Source organism: Rhodopseudomonas sp., assembly GCF_013377015.1.
Lineage (GTDB): Bacteria > Pseudomonadota > Alphaproteobacteria > Rhizobiales > Xanthobacteraceae > JARJEH01.
The window spans coordinates 19,273-34,642 of the sequence record NZ_JACABA010000002.1; the positions used below are offsets into that span (position 1 = coordinate 19,273).

Sequence of the window (15,370 nt, forward strand, 5' to 3'; positions counted from 1 at the left end):
ATGCGCTCAGCCCTTGCCATCGCCGCGGTGCTGGCGGCCGTCTCCGGCGACGCCGTTGCGCAGGACGGCCAAAGCTTCGACCGCATCGAACGCGGCCGCACCCTCGCGGTGCTCGGCGATTGCGGCGCCTGTCACACCGCGCCGGGCGGCAAGCCGTTCGCCGGCGGGCTGGCGCTGGAAACGCCGTTCGGCAAGATCGTGGCGCCGAACATCACGCCAGATCGGCAGACCGGCATCGGCAACTTCACCAATGCCGAATTTCTGTCCGCGCTGCGCGAAGGCCGCAGCCGGGGCGGCAAGCTGCTCTATCCGGCGATGCCGTATCCCGCCTATACCAAAATGAGCGACGACGATGTGCTGGCGATCCGCGCTTATCTTGCGACGCTGACGCCGGTCAGCAATGCCGTGGTTTCCAACCAGCTGCCGTTTCCGTTCAACATCCGCATGGCGATGCTGGGCTGGAACTGGCTGAATTTCACCCCCGGCCGCTATCAGCCCAATTCGCAGAAATCCGCGGAGTGGAATCGCGGCGCCTATATCGTGCAGGGTCCGGCGCATTGCGGCACCTGTCACACGCCGAAGACGGTGCTCGGGGGCGACAAGGCCGAGACGCCGCTGGCGGGCGGGATGCTGCAGGGCTGGTACGCGCCCAACATCACCAACGATTCCCGCACCGGCATCGGCACCTGGTCGAAGGACGAAGTGGTGCAGTATCTCAAGACCGGCACGAATTCGTGGACGCTGGCGTCGGGCCCGATGGCCGATGCGATCTCGCATTCGACCTCGCAGATGGTGGACGCGGACATCGCCGCGATCGCGACGTATTTGAAGGACAGCGGACTCGGTGGCGCGACGGCGGCTGCCGTCGCCATCGCGGCCAGCGACAACGCGATGCGGGCAGGGGCGGCGATCTTCAAGGATTCCTGCGCCGCCTGCCACAAGGACAGCGGCCTCGGCGAAGCCCATCTGTTCCCGCGGCTCGCCGGCAGCGCGTTGGTGCAAGCCGACGATCCGACCACGCTGGCGCGGGTGGTGCTGCATGGAACGCGCGCCGTCGCCACCTCGGCGATGCCGACGGCGCCGGCGATGCCGGCGTTCGATTGGCGACTGAGCGACGCGCAGATCGCGGCGGTGCTGACCTTTGTCCGTAATAGTTGGGGCAACGCCGCCGCGCCGGTTGCGGCCGGCGCGGTTACCAAGCAGCGCCAATCATTAGCAGCCGCGCCTTAGAATTAGGCGCGAGAGACGGGGCGCGTCTCGGGTCGAACCCGGCCACGATGTCGCTGGCGCGACTAACGGCATCGCCGCCAGGCTCCCCTCGGCGAGGTCAAGTCATAAATAGGTGTGCCGCCCATGATCTGGCGTTTGAATCCGGGTCGATAGCTGATAACTTTCGTCCTTTATCGGATGGGGGGTAACAATGGCATCGTCAATTTCAAGCGGCGATCGGACGGTATTTCACTTCGTCATCATCAAGCCGACGCATTACGACGACGACGGCTACCCGATCCAGTGGGTGCGCTCCGCCATTCCCTCGAATACGCTGGCCTGTCTGAACGGCCTCGCCCAGGATGTCCGCGATCGCTACGTGCTCGGGCCGGACGTCGATATCAAGATCCACACCTACGACGAGACCAACCGTCGGGTGCGGCCGGACAAGATCATCGAGATGATCCGGGCCGACGGCGGCCGGGCGATGATCGCCCTGGTCGGCGTCCAATCGAACCAGTTTCCCCGCGCGATGGATATTGCGCGCCCGTTTCTTGCGGCAAAGCTTCCGGTCTGCATCGGCGGCTTCCATGTTTCCGGCTGCATCGCGATGCTGCCCGAGCTTCCGGCCGACATCCGCGCGGCGCAGGAGATGGGGATCGCCCTGTTTGCCGGCGAGGCCGAGAACCACCGGCTCGATGAAGTGGTGCACGACGCCTATTTCGGCAAGATGAAGCCGCTCTACAACTACATGGACGATCTGCCGTCGCTGGAAGGCGAGCCAATCGTCATCCTGCCGCGCGAACACGTTCGGCGCACCGCGGGATCGCTGTCGAGCGTCGATCTCGGCCGCGGCTGTCCTTATCAATGCTCGTTCTGCACCATCATCAACGTCCAGGGGCGCAAGAGCCGGTTCCGTTCGTCTGACGATCTGGAACGCATCGTGCGTGAGAACTACGCGCAGGGCGTCAGGCGCTTCTTCATCACCGACGACAATTTCGCCCGCAACAAGCATTGGGAGGAACTGCTCGACCGGCTGATCGGTTTGCGCGCCGAGGGCATGAATATCGGCTTCACCATCCAGGTCGATACGCTGTGCCACAAGATTCCGAATTTCATCGAGAAGGCCACCGCAGCGGGCGTTCGCCGGGTGTTCATCGGACTCGAGAACATCAACCCGGACAATCTGCTGGCCGCCAACAAGCGCCAAAACAAGATCACCGAATACCGCCTGATGCTGCAGAAATGGCGCGAGCACGGCGCACTGACCTATGCGGGCTACATCATCGGCTTCCCCGGCGATACCAAGGAGTCGGTGAAGCGCGACGTTGAAATCATCAAGCGCGAACTGCCGCTGGATATTCTCGAATTCTTCTACCTGACGCCGCTGCCGGGCTCCGAGGACCACAAGGTGCTGTGGACCAAGAAGGCCTGGATGGACGGCGACATGAACAAATACGACCTCAACCACCGCGTCGCGCATCATTCGAAGATGTCGGACGCCGAGTGGGAAGAGGCCTACAAGGTTGCCTGGGAAACCTACTACACGCCGGAACATATCCGCACCATTCTCAAGCGGACCGCCGCCTGCAAGCGCGGACGGCTGCGGGTCACACGGGAGACAATCCTGTGGTTCTTCCTGTCCTACAGCTATGAGGGCGTGCACCCGCTGGAGGCCGGGATTTTCCGGCTCAAGTTCCGCGCCGATCGCCGCTACGGCATGCCGAAAGAAAACCCGCTGCTGTTCTACCCGCGCTACGTCGCCAGTTCGCTGTACAAGGGCTGGAAGGCGCTGCGGTTCCTGCTGCAGACCAACGCGTTGCTAAAGGAGCTCGAGGCCGCGCCGGACCGCTGGACCTATACGGATCTGGCGATCGCGCCGCCACGCGCCGACGAATTCGAGGCGCTCGAACTTTATCACGCCACCGCGGGCGGCGAGGACGCGCTGGCGCGGAAGCGCCGTGACGAGACGATCCGCGAGAACAGCAACGCGGCGCGTCCGGTCGCGCCGGTCCGCGCGGCGTCAGCTTAGGAGTCATTCCGGGGCGCGAGCAGCGAAGCTGCGAGCGAGCCCGGAATCCATAACCCCTAGCATCAGTGATCGACCATATCGTTATCCCGCGATACTGCGGAGTATGGATTCCGGGCCTGCGTTTCAGCCGGCTTGCGCCGACTGAAACCCATCCCGGAATGACGAACGTGAATTATGGCGGCGCGGGGAATCTATTGTTCTTCCAATAGCCCGAGCCTGCGCCCCAGCCACTTCGTGGTCGGTGCCTGGATCAGGATCGTCATCAGGATGGCGATGAAGGTCACCGAGGCGATCATGTCGGCGCCCGGTGCCTTCATGCCGAGCAGCAGGCCGGCGAGCGCTCCCGGGATCACCCCGGTCTCGCGGGTCCAGCACATGAACAGCATCTCGTTGAAACTCCAGCGCGCGCGGCGATCCGGCAGCGCGCACAGGAACACCGTAGCCGGCCGCGCCACCAGCATCAGGATCGTCACCACCGCGACGCCGCCCAACGCGTATTTTCCCATCAGCGCGAAATCGACCTGCGCGCCGAGCAGCAGGAAGATGAACAGCCGCATGATGAAGGCGGTGGTGGCGACGTATTCCTCGAGCTTCTGCTGCTCGCCCGGCACCATCGCGAAGCCGAAAGAGTCCTTGTTGCCGAGCACGATGCCGAACACGAATACGGCCATGAAACCGGAGGCCTGTAGGCCGTCGGCGGCGAAATAGGCGCCGATCACCGCCACCAGCGTCACCACCGGCGCGTATTCGGCGAGAAACGCCCAGCGCTCATGCGCGATCAGCAGCGCGGCGAGATAGCCCAGCACGCCGCCGGCAATGATGCCGACGAACACCTGCTTGCAAAGGTCGAGCGTCGACGTTGCCAGCGAGAATTCCCCGGTCCCCATCGCCACCCCGAGCACACCGAAGGTGACGATCGCCCCCATCGCGTCGTTGAAGGCGGATTCGCTCATCACGGTCTGCGCCACGCGATCGCGGATTTTGACCTGCTTGAAGATCGGCACCAGCGTCGCCGGATCGGTCGAGGCCAGCGTCGCGCCGAGCAACAGCGCCACGATGAAGGGGCCGCCGAGTATCAGATAGGCGCCAAGCCCGGTGATCGCGGCCGTGATCAGCACGCCGACGGTCGCGATCACCACGATGGTGATCCAGCATTGCTTCAGCACGTTGAAGCGCAGCGAGGCGCCGCCGTCGAACAGGATGTAGCTCGCGCCGAACAGCAGGATGATCTGATTCAGGGCCGAATCCGCCTTGATGTCGATCAGGCCGAGCGCCTCAGGGCCGATCGCCATGCCGACCAGCAGAAACAGCGCGACGTCTGGGATCTTGATCTTCTGCGCCAAGAGGCCGGTGAGCGTACCGATGGTCAGGATCAGCCCACAGGACAACAATGTTTGCTTGGCGACTTCGATCCCGGACGCTTCCAATGGATTTTCCCCCGATGATAAACAAATGCAACTGGTGCGTCGGCTGATGTCGTCGCTCGCCGTTCGCGCGGCGCGGAAACTGCCCGAGCGGCCGATAAATGGCAAGCGTACCATGTCTTGCGCGCTGCAAAATCGGGCGCTTAAGTTCGTCATTGCGAGGAGCCCTTGCGACGAAGCAATCCAGGGGCCACGCTTGATGCCCCTGGATTGCTTCGCTCTCGGTCGGCGCTACGCGCCGACCTTCGCTCGCAATGACGAAATCCAGGCTCTCAGGGCGTGAAGCGCAGCGTCCGGATGTGTGGGAAGACGCTGGCGGTCTCGAGCCGGATGCGGTTCTCGCCGGCGCGCAGCCCGTACCAGCCCTGTGGTCGGAATTGCTGATACTCCGGAGTCCAGCCGCCGGTGGTCTCGTTGAGCCCGTCGGCGCGGACGGTGACGCCGTTGATGGTGATGTTCACCGGACGACGTTCCAGCGCGGCGAATTCGATATCGAGCTGGTACAGGCCGGCGGCCGGCGCCGCGAATGTCCATTCCGCCGCGTTGGCGGAGAGCGTGTAGGGCGGGGCGTTGTGGATCACATCCGGCCCGTAGGCGGCAGCAAGCCCGCCGCCGACCTCGACGTGGTGACTGCGTTTCATATTGACGGAGGTCGCCGGCACGACGATTGCCCGCGCGCTGGCCTGTGGCTGCATCGGTCGCGCCACGGCAATCTCCGGCTCGCGCCTTTTCTCCGGCGTCAGCTTGGCGAGCTTTTCGCGCGCCAGCGGCGCATACAGACTGTCCGGATAATCTTTGAGAAAGCGCTCGAACACCGATCGGTCGCCGGAGTCCTGGATCGCATTCCAGGCCCCGCGCTCGACCAGGCGGGTGTCGGTGCCGCTGTCCGCGGGCTCCGACGATCGTTCACGCGTGACCGTCACCGTGCCCTCGACCTTGAACGAGAACCGCCCGGTCAGCGATGAGGAATCCCACGGCACCTGCTTGCCGTTGGTCTGCTGCATCACGTCATTGCGAACCTCGATCATCATGTCGGACAGCGACAGGCCCGGCTTGGCCATGTTGGCGAGCAAAGCGCGGGTGAACGGGCTGTTGCGGCCGTCGCCATCCTGCGCGACGTTATCGGGCTGGGTGGCGAAGGCGAGGAAGGTGCCGGAGGCCGACTGGATCCGGCTGAGGCCGCGGCCCAGTGCCGAGGCGCTCCTTGTGCCGAGCGTGCGCGACAGCTCCTTGGCGAACGGATTGTCGCGGCAGGCGTCGAGCATCACGATGTTGACCCGGCTGCCGCGGGCGAGCTGCTGCATCACCAGCGGCACCGGGACCAATGCGAGATCGAGCTCGGCCTCGTATTCGACCTTGGCGTCGACCGGCACCAGATAATTCTGGCCGTTCACCTGCAGGCCGTGGCCGGCGTAAAAGAACAGCGCAACATCGGCGCCTTCCGCCGCGCGTCCGAACGCCACCAGCGCATTGAGCAGTCCGTTACGATCGAGATCGAGGCCGGGCGTGACGTCGAAGCCGAGTGTCTTCAGACTGGCGGCGACGTCGCCGGCGTCGTTGCGCGGATTGGGTAGCCGCACCACGTTGGCGTAATTCGAATTGCCGACCACCAGCGCCACTTTGCGCTCGGCGAACGCGGGCGATGTGATCGCAAGCGCCAGCAGCACGATTGCGATTCGAAACACCAAATCCACACGCATGATCGATCTCTCCGAGCACGCGACACAAGCGTGCATTCGGACCGATGGCCTTGATCCAGATTAAGCCGCGGGCAGGGAATGTGAGCGACGGCCGCCGTCAGTCCACCGCCGCCTGCGTCGTCGCCGGTGCATCGACCCGGCGAAACCGCAGCACGATCCGGGTGCCGGCATGGCTGGGGTCGCGTTCGACGCAGGCGTTCAGTTTGGAGGCCATGGCGTTGACGATGCGCTGGCCCATCCCGGTGGAGTCCGGATTGACCTTGACGTTGAGGCCGACGCCACCGTCGGCGATCGCCAGTTCGAGCTCGTCACCTTCGGCCTTGAGCTCGACATGGATCGGCCCGGCGCCGTTGGGATAGGCGTACTTCACCGCGTTCATCACCAGCTCGTTGACGATGATGCCGATCGCCACCGCGCGGTCGGGATCGATCTCCACGGCTTCGGCTTTCAGGGTCAGCCGCGACATCCGGTTGCCTTCGGCGGAGCGCCGCAGGTCTTCGAGCAGGGCTTCGAGATACTGGTTGAGCATCACGCTCTTGAGGTCGTGCGAGGTGTAGAGCCGGCGATGCACCTGCGCCACCGCCGCGACCCGGCCCATCGCGTTGGTCAGCGCCGCCTTGACCTCTTCCTGTTTGCTCGAGGAGGCCTGTAGATGCAGCAGCGAGGCGATGATCTGCAGCGAGTTGCCGACCCGGTGATTGACCTCGCGCAGCAGCATCTCGCGCTCGGCGGCGAGCGCCGCATAGCGGTCGCGCGAGGCGCGAACCTCGGCCTCGGCTTCGTCGCGCGCCTTACGAATCGCAGCCTGCCGCAGCGCGCTTTCGGCGGCAACATGCAGCAGCGGGATGAAATCACCGTTCGTGTCCTTGACCAGATAGTCGGCGGCGCCGGCTTTCAGGGCCGTCACCGCGATGCTGGAATCCTGCGAGGCGGTGACGAACACCACCGGCGGCGGATCCGGAATGGTCTGGATCTGCTCCAGCGTCTCCAGCCCGTCGAGGCCGGGCATGTACTGGTCGAGCCCGACCACGTCGATGCCGCCTTGCCGCAGCCGTGCCAGGCCGGCTTCGCCGCTCAGCACGTGCTCGACGCGGAATCCCTGCCGCTTGAGACCGCGGGCCACGAGATGACCGAGCGCCTCGTCGTCGTCGATATACAGCAGGGTGGGCGCGGTTGAGGTCATGCGTTGGCTTGCGGAACCTGGATCACGGAGAAGAACAACCCGAGCTGGCGGATCGCGTTGGCGAAACTCTCGTAATTGACCGGCTTGGTGATGTAGACGTTACACCCAAGTTCATAGCAACGCTTGATTTCGTGGGCGTCGTCGGTGGTGGTCAGCACCACGACAGGCGTGCATTTGAGGTGGTCGTTGTCCTTCACCCGCCGCAGGATGTCGATGCCGCTGGTGTCCGGTAAATTGAGGTCGAGCAGGATCAGCAACGCGCGGCCCTTGTGGTCGAGGCCGCTGCCGTCGGCGCCGAACAGATAATCCAGCGCCGCCGTCCCGTTGGTGAACGGGATGATTTCGTTGTTGACGCCGGAGCGACGAATGTTGCGTTCGATCAGGCGGGCGTGGCCCTCGTCGTCCTCGATCATGATGATCGTCACTGGGTTGCTCATGCGCGGGTTTCCGGTTTGGTCGCCGTCCATTTTGTCGGCAGGGTGATGGTGAATGTGCTGCCTTTGCCCAGTTCGGAGGCCACCGACATCGTGCCGCCAAGCCGCCGCACCAGGGCGCGGACGTGGGCCAGCCCGATTCCCTGTCCCGGCTTGTCCTGGGTGCCGGCGCGGCGGAACAGATCGAAGATCCGCTGGTGGTCCTTGGGGTCGATGCCGCGGCCGTTGTCGGCGATCTCGAAAATCGCGAAGCCGAGCCGCTGCCGGCCGCGCACGGTGATGTCGCCGGGAACCCCGGGCTTGAGATACTTCAACGCGTTGTCAATCAGATTGGAGAAGATCTGTTCCAGCGCGAGCCGGTCGCTGACGATCTCCGGCAGCGGTTCGATCCGGATTTCCGCCGCGGCCTCGGCGGCCTGATGCGCCATGGTGGAGACGATGTTTTCGATCAGCTCGCGGGTGTCGATCGGCACCGGCTGGAATTCGCGCCGGCCCTCGCGGGTGAGGTTGAGGATGGCGCTGATCAGCCGGTCCATCTTGGCGATCGACGACTTGATGAAGGCGAGCGCCTCGGTGAAGTCCTGCGACAGCTGCCGGTCGGCCTCATCCAGCAGCGGCTGGCCCTGGTCGTCGAGGCTGGCGTCGAGCGCCTGGGGCGAGGCGGCGCGGCTCAGCGTGGCGATGCGACGGAAGATGTCGGTGCGCAATTCCTCGAGCTCGCTGGTGAAGCCCATGATGTTGACCAGCGGCGAGCGCAGATCGTGGCTGACGATATAGGCGAAGCGCTGGATCTCCTCGTTGGCCTCGCGCAGATCGGCGGTGCGCTCGTCGACGGTGGTTTCCAGGTTGACGTTGTTGTCGCGCAATTGCGCCTCGGCGTCGTCGCGGGCGCGCGCCGAGCGCCGCACCAGGAAGATCGAGACTCCGGCCAGCACCAGCACCAGTCCCGATCCGGTGGTGGTGACGATCGAGGCCAGCGACTGGCTGCGGTCGGCCGCTGCAGTGCGCAGCAGGAACAGGCGGTGCTCTTCCTGCCGCATCTCGGCGGCGAGATCGCGGATCTTGTTCATGGTCTCGCGGCCGGCGCCGCCGCGGATGATGGCGTTGGCCTCGTCCTGTTTGCTCTGGCTCGCCAGCGTCATCACCCGGCGAAACTGATCGAGCCGGCTCTCGGTCAGCGCGATGATCTCGGCAATCGCCGCGCTCTGGCTGGCATTGTCCTGGACCAGCGACCGTAACAGCGTCAGCAGCGGCATGATCTGCGCCGCGGCTTCCTCATAGTCGGTGGTGAATTCCGGTTGCCTGGTCAGCAGGAAGCCGCGTTCGGCGCTCTCGGCGCGGCGCATCTGCAATTGCGCCAGCGAAATCTGGTTCTCGACCTCGAGCGTATGGGCGACCCATGCACTATCCTCGCGGGCTTTCGCCAGCCAGTAAACCGACGCGATGCTCACCGCGACCAGCACGGCGAAAGCGACTGTCAGCAGGGCGATCTGGACAAGAGCCCGTTCCCGCGCGCGTTCAACCGTCACCGCGCACCTTCGACAACGTCAGCAAAAGCAGCCACCCCGGTCAGTCAGCGAAATCATGCGACAACGCCAAAGTCGGCCATTGGTTCCGCGATCAGCCTTTTAGCCCAACGACCTTTGCCAGCGGGCAGCGGCCGCGCCGGACAAGATCCGTTCGGACAAGGGGAACGCCGCCAGCGCGGCAATTAGCCGGTCTGGGCGTCGCCTGCGGCCAGATACTGTTCGAGCCAGTGGATGTGGTAGTCGCCGTCGATGATCGAGGGCTCGCGGACCAGCGCCCGGAACAGCGGAAGCGTGGTCTCGATGCCGTCCACCACCATCTCGTCGAGCGAACGCCGCAGCCGCATCAGGCATTCCGCGCGGGTCTTGCCGTGGACGATCAGTTTGCCGACCAGCGAGTCGTAGTAGGGCGGGATGGTGTAGCCCTGATACACGGCGGAATCGATCCGGACCCCCAATCCGCCGGGCGGGTGGTAGCGCGTGATCTTGCCGGGCGAGGGCCGGAACGTCACCGGGCTCTCGGCATTGACGCGGCACTCGATGGCGTGGCCGTTGAGCACGATCTCGTCCTGGGTGCAGGGCAGGTCGCCGCCGGCGGCGACGCGGATCTGCTCCAGTACCAGGTCGATGCCGGTGATCATCTCGGTGACCGGGTGCTCGACCTGGATTCGGGTGTTCATCTCGATGAAATAGAACTCGCCGTCCTCGTAGAGGAATTCGATGGTGCCGACGCCGAGATATTGCATGTCCTGCATCGCCTTGGCGCAGGTGGCGCCGATCTTGGCGCGGGCCTCCGGGCTCAGCACCGGGGACGGGCCTTCCTCCCAGACCTTCTGGTGGCGGCGCTGCAGCGAGCAGTCGCGTTCGCCGAGATGGATCGCGCCGCCGCGGCCGTCGCCGAGCACCTGGATTTCGATGTGCCGCGGCTTCTGCAGGTACTTCTCCAGATAGACCGAGGCGTCGCCGAATGCCGACTTGGCCTCGTTGCCGGCGGTGGACAGCGCCAGCAACAGGTCGTCGGCGGTCTGCGCCACCTTCATGCCGCGGCCGCCGCCGCCGGAGGCGGCCTTGACCAGCACCGGAAAGCCGATCGCCTTGCCGATCGCCATCGCGTCGTCGTCAGGGCCGACCGCGCCTTCGGAGCCCGGGACCACCGGAATCCCGAGCCGCTTGGCGGTCCGCTTGGCCTCGATCTTGTCGCCCATCAGGCGGATATGTTCGGCCTTGGGGCCGATGAAATGCAGATTGTGATCGGCGAGGATTTCGGCGAAGCGGGCGTTCTCCGACAGGAAGCCGTAGCCCGGATGCACCGCGTCGGCGCCGGTGATCTCGCAGGCGGCGAGCAGCGCCGGGACGTTGAGATAGCTGTCCTTCGACGGCGGCGGACCGATGCAGACGCTCTCGTCGGCGAGCCGGACATGCATGGCGTCGGCGTCCGCGGTGGAATGCACCGCGACGGTGGCGATGCCGAGTTCCTTGCAGGCGCGCAGCACCCGCAGCGCGATCTCGCCGCGATTGGCTATCAGGATCTTGTCGAACATCGTCTCTGCCTTCTCCCGTCACCCTGAGCTGCGAGTCTCGAAGGGGACGGCCTGTTGGTATCCGTGATGTCGTCCCGGACGCGCGCTTGCGCGCGTCGACCGGGTACGACGGAGACGCTGCTATTCAATCACAACCAGCGGTTCGCCGAATTCGACCGGCTGGCCGTCCTCGACCAGAATTTGCGTCACGGTGCCGGCGCGGGGCGACGGGATCTGGTTCATCGTCTTCATCGCCTCGATGATCAGCAGCGTCTCGCCGGCCGACACCTTGCTGCCGACCTCGACGAACGGCTTGGCGCCGGGCTCCGAGGCCCAATACACCGTGCCGACCATCGGCGAGGGCACCACGCCGGGATGCTTGGAGATGTCGGCGATCGGCGCCGGCACCGCCGCGCCGGCGATGCCGGGCGGGTGGTAGCTCTGTGGCACCGCGGCGCTGATGCTGATGTTGCGGGCGACCCGGACCCGCAGCCCCGAGCGCTCGATCTCGATCTCGGTCAGATTGGTCTCGTCGAGCAGCAGCGCGAGATCGCGGATCAGCGCGTTGTCGTCGACCGGCTTTGCGTCGGTCGCATGGGGCTTCGCGGCTGGTTTGTCTTCAGGCGGGCGGGCCATATTCTTTGATCCAGACTTTCGTGGGTGAGGGCGCGGCCGTCAGGCTTTGGCGACGGCGCCGATTTTTGCTACGAGGCCCATGATGGCGAGCCGGTAGCCGTCGATGCCAAAGCCGCACAGGCTGGCGAAGGCGGCCTTCGCAATGAAAGAGTGATGGCGGAAACTGTCGCGGGCGTAAACGTTGGAGACGTGAACCTCGATGGTCGGAATCTGTACCGCAACCAGGGCGTCGTGCAGCGCAATCGAGGTGTGGGTATAGCCGCCGGCATTGAGCACGATGCCGGCCGCCTTGCCGGCGTGAGCATCGTGGATCCAGTCGATCAGCTCGCCCTCGTGGTTGGACTGCCGGCACAGCGCAATGAGGCCGAACCGCTCCGCGGTCTCCGCACACAGCCGGTCGACGTCGGCCAGCGTGGCGCGGCCATAGATCTCCGGTTCCCTGGTTCCGAGCAAATTCAGGTTCGGGCCGTTCAGCACGTAAACTGTCTTGGGAGTTGTGTTGGGCATCCCGACTTCCGGCAATGTCTGCGTGGGGCATGGCGGGCGCGCCGCCTAGCCCAAATCCAAATTGCGTTGGCTGTTCGGAATCGGGCGGAACTCACCTTGCTGCCGGGTTTATAGGTAACCTCGCGGCGAAGGGGAAGCCTCAAGACGTTCAGACAGTAGTTGAATCGGCTCCGGCACCGCGCCAGAAGCCGCCCGCAACGCGCGGAATTCGTTCGCTAACCTCGTTCGGGGCGAAGCCGTCGGGCGCCCCGTGGGGGAGTCCGCTTTTGGTCTAACGGGGTGGCAGGCGATCTCGCGGCGGCTGTTCGTCGCCGATGCCGAGGTCGGCGGTATGCTTTCGCCTCCGGCCGAGATTTTCCGGCGAGAGCCGGGTTCCCCAGCCGTGCCGGCGGCGCTGGGGCTTCTCCAATTGCCTTGAGAAAAGTCAAACTCACTCTTCAACTTTGGTATATGCTTTTGCGAAGGGCTCGGACAGGTGGGAGATTTTTAATGGCTCGCTACACCGTGCGATTTTTGAAGGACATTCTCGGCGAGAATGGTCGGCAGGCGGAGATCTGCCAGAGCTTGCTGGAAATCGAGGCCGCCAATAGCGGCGATGCGGCAGAGCTGGCAAAGAAGAAGTTCTGCGAAAAACAGCGGTTGAAGGAATGGTCGTTGCATGCCGACCGGGTCCACGTCGCCGAAAACAAGGTAGAAACCAAGGCGGCGTCATAGCCGCAGTCGCTATCGCGGCATGAGTTGTAATTAGCCACCGATGTTGTCCTGGACACCCGCTTGCGGGTGTCCAGATCAGACCGGACGGGCGACCGGTTTGTGCTTCGCCGCGTCCCGTCCCTAGCAGGTCGCCTTGCCGCAACGGGCGATCCCGACTTTCTCACGCAGCGTTTCGAGTCCGACAGCGCCGACAACCACTTGCTTGCCGATGACGTAGCTGGGCGTGCCATTCATGCCCATCGCTTCGGCCAGCTTGAAATTTTCCTCGAGGGTGGCGCGCACTTCCGGGCTGGCGAGGTCTTTTTCAAGCTTGGCGATGTCGAGGCCGGCATCCTTGGCCGCGGCCATCGCGCGGGCCTTGTCAGCCTGGCCCTTGCCGCCGAGCAGCTTCTGGTGGAAGTCGAGATACTTCTTGCCGGTCGGATCCTGCATCCGCACCGCGACCGCGACCTGCGCGGCCTCGATCGAGCCGGGCCCGAGCACCGGAAATTCCTTCAGCACGACCTTCAGCTTCGGATCGGCCTTCATCAGCTCGATCATGTCGGTCATCGCGCGCTTGCAGTAGCCGCAATTGTAATCGAAGAACTCGACGAAGGAGACGTCGCCGTCCTTGTTTCCGATCATGACGCCACGCGGCGAATCGAAGATGGTCGCGGCGTTGTCCTTGATAGCTGACTGATGCTTCTCGGCCTCGGCGGCAGCCTGCCGCTTGCTCAGCTCGGCCGAAACCTCTTCCAGGACCTCGGGGTGGCTCAGCAGGTAGGTCTTGATGATGCTTTCGATCTGGCCGCGCTGATCGTCGGAGAATTGTTGCGCCGATGCGACCTGTGGGGCGCCGATGGCGAGCGCGAACAGGGCGGCGGCGAGCAGGCGAAGCGAAGGCATGGGCAATCCCCTTGGGGTCGGTTCCTGGAAAGGCGGGCGGATCAAAGCGTCATAGACGTTCTGCCGAGAGAATACGCGTAATTTATGAACACGATCCGGTCAGAATTCCTTGATCCACCGCCGGGCAGCGCCTGCTGGCAGCGATGCCGCGGGCGCTAGCCGCCGTTGGCCCGACCGTCGATCACGTCGCCAAACAACTGCCAGCGCTCACCCTCGAACCGCATGAGGTTGAGCTGCTCGAGCGGTGAGAAGTCGGTGGCGGTGGTCGAAACCTTGACCCCGGGGAGCAGGCCGCCCTGTTCCAGGTTCTTGATGCTGGAGGCCTGTTTCATGATGTTGGCGCGGGTCAGGTTGTCACCGCATCGCTTCAACACCTCGACCATCGTCTGCGCCATGTTATAGCCGGTCAGCGCCGACTGATCCGCCGGGTTGATCTCCGGCAAATACTTCGCCAGCACCTCCCGGTAGGCGATCATCCCGGGATCTGTGGCCCATTGCGGATCGCTGACGTCCTTGGCATAGGCCGCCGAGATCACGCCCTGTGAGTTCTCGAGCCCGGCGGGCCGCATCACGGTGGCGGTCGAGGCGCTGACATTGGCCACAATGATGTTGACCGGCTTCCAGTTCATCTCGCCGACCTTCTTGATCGCCTGGGCGCCGAATTTCGGCGTGGTGAAGAACACCACGATGTCGGGGTTGAGCGATTTCAGCCTGACGACGTGGTTGTCAACGGTGGGCTCGGCGACCTCGTAGCTTTCCTCTGCGACCAGGTTCGACGATTTCACGCCGAGGCCGTCCTTCAAGCCTTTCAGGTAGTCCTTGCCCATGTCGTCGTTCTGGTACATCACCGCGATCTTGGCGTCGGGCTGTTGCTTGAGCAGGTATTTGGCGTAGATGCGGCCCTCGCTCTGGTAATTCGGCTGCCAGCCCATGGTCCACGGAAAGTTGGTCGGATCGTTCCATTTGGTGGCGCCGGAGGCGACGAACAGCTGCGGCACCTTCTTGGCGTTGGCGTATTTGTGGATCGCGCTGTTCGAGGCGGTGCCGAGCGTGCCGAACAACAGCAGCACCTCGTCGCTCTCGATCAGCTTGCGCGCCTGCTCGACCGCTTTCGGCGGCGAGTAGGCGTCGTCATAGGAAATGAAATTGATCCTGCGGCCGTTGATGCCGCCGTCATCATTGACCTTCCTGAACACCGCGCCCATCGCCTTGCCGACCGCGCCATAGGCCGAGGCCGGGCCGCTATAGGGAACGATGTTTCCTATCTTGATTTCGGTGTCGCTGGCGCCGGTGTCGTATTTCTTCTGCGCCAGCGCTGCGTTGCTGGCGGTGACGGCGAGCGTTGCGGCAAGCAGCATGGTGGCGAATTGGGTCCCGGCCCTCGACGGCATCTTGAGCATGGCGAAAACTCCCGGAGCAATTCTCGTGGGACGCCGCCGTTGAGGCGTGCGCGCTTCCTTCATACGCCTGCACCGCGGGATTGCCAGTCGTTTGCCGCATCGATCCGGCGAAACCGATGTTGCAGCGCGCCATGTATTTCTGCCGACGATCAAAGCAGCTTGATCACCGCGCTCATGATATCGGCCGTGGTGTTGCGGCC

General features: G+C 64.3%; 13 protein-coding genes. 3 read left to right on the plus strand and 10 right to left on the minus strand.

Going from position 1 to position 15,370, the window contains the following annotated elements; all coding sequences use genetic code 11:
* Window positions 1–1,230: a cytochrome c gene (locus tag HXX15_RS08405; protein ID WP_296514972.1), complete on the plus strand. Its 1,230-nt coding sequence runs from the start codon at window positions 1–3 to the stop codon at window positions 1,228–1,230.
* Between the two features lie 190 nt (window positions 1,231–1,420).
* Window positions 1,421–3,241 (plus strand): radical SAM protein, encoded by a 1,821-nt coding sequence (locus HXX15_RS08410; protein ID WP_296514974.1) that lies wholly within the window; start codon window positions 1,421–1,423, stop codon window positions 3,239–3,241.
* 191 nt (window positions 3,242–3,432) lie between these two features.
* Here the strand turns inward: HXX15_RS08410 and HXX15_RS08415 are convergent, their stop codons facing one another.
* The 8 genes from HXX15_RS08415 to aroQ form a co-directional block, all read right to left on the minus strand.
* Window positions 3,433–4,668, minus strand: coding sequence for a sodium:proton antiporter (locus tag HXX15_RS08415; protein WP_296514976.1), 1,236 nt, complete (start codon window positions 4,666–4,668; stop codon window positions 3,433–3,435).
* 269 nt (window positions 4,669–4,937) lie between these two features.
* The gene (locus HXX15_RS08420) at window positions 4,938–6,365 is read right to left on the minus strand and encodes a caspase family protein (protein ID WP_296514977.1); all 1,428 of its coding nucleotides are present in this window, start codon (window positions 6,363–6,365) and stop codon (window positions 4,938–4,940) included.
* Between the two features lie 97 nt (window positions 6,366–6,462).
* On the minus strand, window positions 6,463–7,548 hold the full coding sequence (locus tag HXX15_RS08425; protein WP_296514979.1) for a histidine kinase dimerization/phosphoacceptor domain -containing protein: 1,086 nt from the start codon (window positions 7,546–7,548) through the stop codon (window positions 6,463–6,465).
* Window positions 7,545–7,985, minus strand: coding sequence for a response regulator (locus HXX15_RS08430; protein WP_296514981.1), 441 nt, complete (start codon window positions 7,983–7,985; stop codon window positions 7,545–7,547). Before HXX15_RS08430 ends, HXX15_RS08425 begins: the two co-directional genes overlap by 4 nt.
* Window positions 7,982–9,511 carry a CHASE3 domain-containing protein gene (locus HXX15_RS08435; RefSeq protein ID WP_296514983.1) on the minus strand — a complete coding sequence of 510 codons (1,530 nt, stop codon included), beginning with the start codon at window positions 9,509–9,511 and terminating at the stop codon, window positions 7,982–7,984. Before HXX15_RS08435 ends, HXX15_RS08430 begins: the two co-directional genes overlap by 4 nt.
* 182 nt (window positions 9,512–9,693) lie before the next feature.
* On the minus strand, window positions 9,694–11,049 hold the full coding sequence (gene accC / locus HXX15_RS08440; protein WP_296514985.1) for an acetyl-CoA carboxylase biotin carboxylase subunit: 1,356 nt from the start codon (window positions 11,047–11,049) through the stop codon (window positions 9,694–9,696).
* A 120-nt stretch (window positions 11,050–11,169) separates the two neighbouring features.
* Window positions 11,170–11,664 carry an acetyl-CoA carboxylase biotin carboxyl carrier protein gene (gene accB, locus HXX15_RS08445; protein WP_296514987.1) on the minus strand — a complete coding sequence of 165 codons (495 nt, stop codon included), beginning with the start codon at window positions 11,662–11,664 and terminating at the stop codon, window positions 11,170–11,172.
* Window positions 11,665–11,703: 39 nt separating this feature from the next.
* Window positions 11,704–12,171: a type II 3-dehydroquinate dehydratase gene (gene aroQ / locus HXX15_RS08450; RefSeq protein ID WP_296514990.1), complete on the minus strand. Its 468-nt coding sequence runs from the start codon at window positions 12,169–12,171 to the stop codon at window positions 11,704–11,706.
* Between the two features lie 489 nt (window positions 12,172–12,660).
* Here aroQ and HXX15_RS08455 point away from each other — a divergent pair, with 489 nt between their 5' ends.
* Entirely contained in the window at window positions 12,661–12,885 is a 225-nt protein-coding gene (locus HXX15_RS08455) for a hypothetical protein (protein WP_296514993.1), read from the plus strand.
* A 120-nt stretch (window positions 12,886–13,005) separates the two neighbouring features.
* Here the strand turns inward: HXX15_RS08455 and HXX15_RS08460 are convergent, their stop codons facing one another.
* Both HXX15_RS08460 and HXX15_RS08465 read right to left on the minus strand, forming a co-directional pair.
* A complete protein-coding gene (locus tag HXX15_RS08460) occupies window positions 13,006–13,770 on the minus strand; it encodes a DsbA family protein (protein WP_296514995.1) in 765 nt (254 codons plus the stop codon).
* Window positions 13,771–13,925: 155 nt separating this feature from the next.
* Complete coding sequence (locus HXX15_RS08465; protein ID WP_296516881.1) at window positions 13,926–15,128, minus strand: ABC transporter substrate-binding protein; 1,203 nt, start codon at window positions 15,126–15,128, stop codon at window positions 13,926–13,928.
* Between the last annotated feature and the right edge of the window lie 242 nt (window positions 15,129–15,370).

What these genes read in the sequence shown, in the direction of transcription:
- HXX15_RS08405 (WP_296514972.1), top strand. Translation starts at nt 1, where the DNA reads ATGCGCTCAGCCCTTGCCATCGCCGCGGTGCTGGCGGCCGTCTCCGGC.
- HXX15_RS08410 (WP_296514974.1), top strand. Translation starts at nt 1,421, where the DNA reads ATGGCATCGTCAATTTCAAGCGGCGATCGGACGGTATTTCACTTCGTC.
- HXX15_RS08420 (WP_296514977.1), bottom strand. Translation starts at nt 6,365, where the DNA reads ATGCGTGTGGATTTGGTGTTTCGAATCGCAATCGTGCTGCTGGCGCTT.
- HXX15_RS08425 (WP_296514979.1), bottom strand. Translation starts at nt 7,548, where the DNA reads ATGACCTCAACCGCGCCCACCCTGCTGTATATCGACGACGACGAGGCG.
- HXX15_RS08430 (WP_296514981.1), bottom strand. Translation starts at nt 7,985, where the DNA reads ATGAGCAACCCAGTGACGATCATCATGATCGAGGACGACGAGGGCCAC.
- accC (WP_296514985.1), bottom strand. Translation starts at nt 11,049, where the DNA reads ATGTTCGACAAGATCCTGATAGCCAATCGCGGCGAGATCGCGCTGCGG.
- accB (WP_296514987.1), bottom strand. Translation starts at nt 11,664, where the DNA reads ATGGCCCGCCCGCCTGAAGACAAACCAGCCGCGAAGCCCCATGCGACC.
- aroQ (WP_296514990.1), bottom strand. Translation starts at nt 12,171, where the DNA reads ATGCCCAACACAACTCCCAAGACAGTTTACGTGCTGAACGGCCCGAAC.
- HXX15_RS08455 (WP_296514993.1), top strand. Translation starts at nt 12,661, where the DNA reads ATGGCTCGCTACACCGTGCGATTTTTGAAGGACATTCTCGGCGAGAAT.
- HXX15_RS08460 (WP_296514995.1), bottom strand. Translation starts at nt 13,770, where the DNA reads ATGCCTTCGCTTCGCCTGCTCGCCGCCGCCCTGTTCGCGCTCGCCATC.
- HXX15_RS08465 (WP_296516881.1), bottom strand. Translation starts at nt 15,128, where the DNA reads ATGCTGCTTGCCGCAACGCTCGCCGTCACCGCCAGCAACGCAGCGCTG.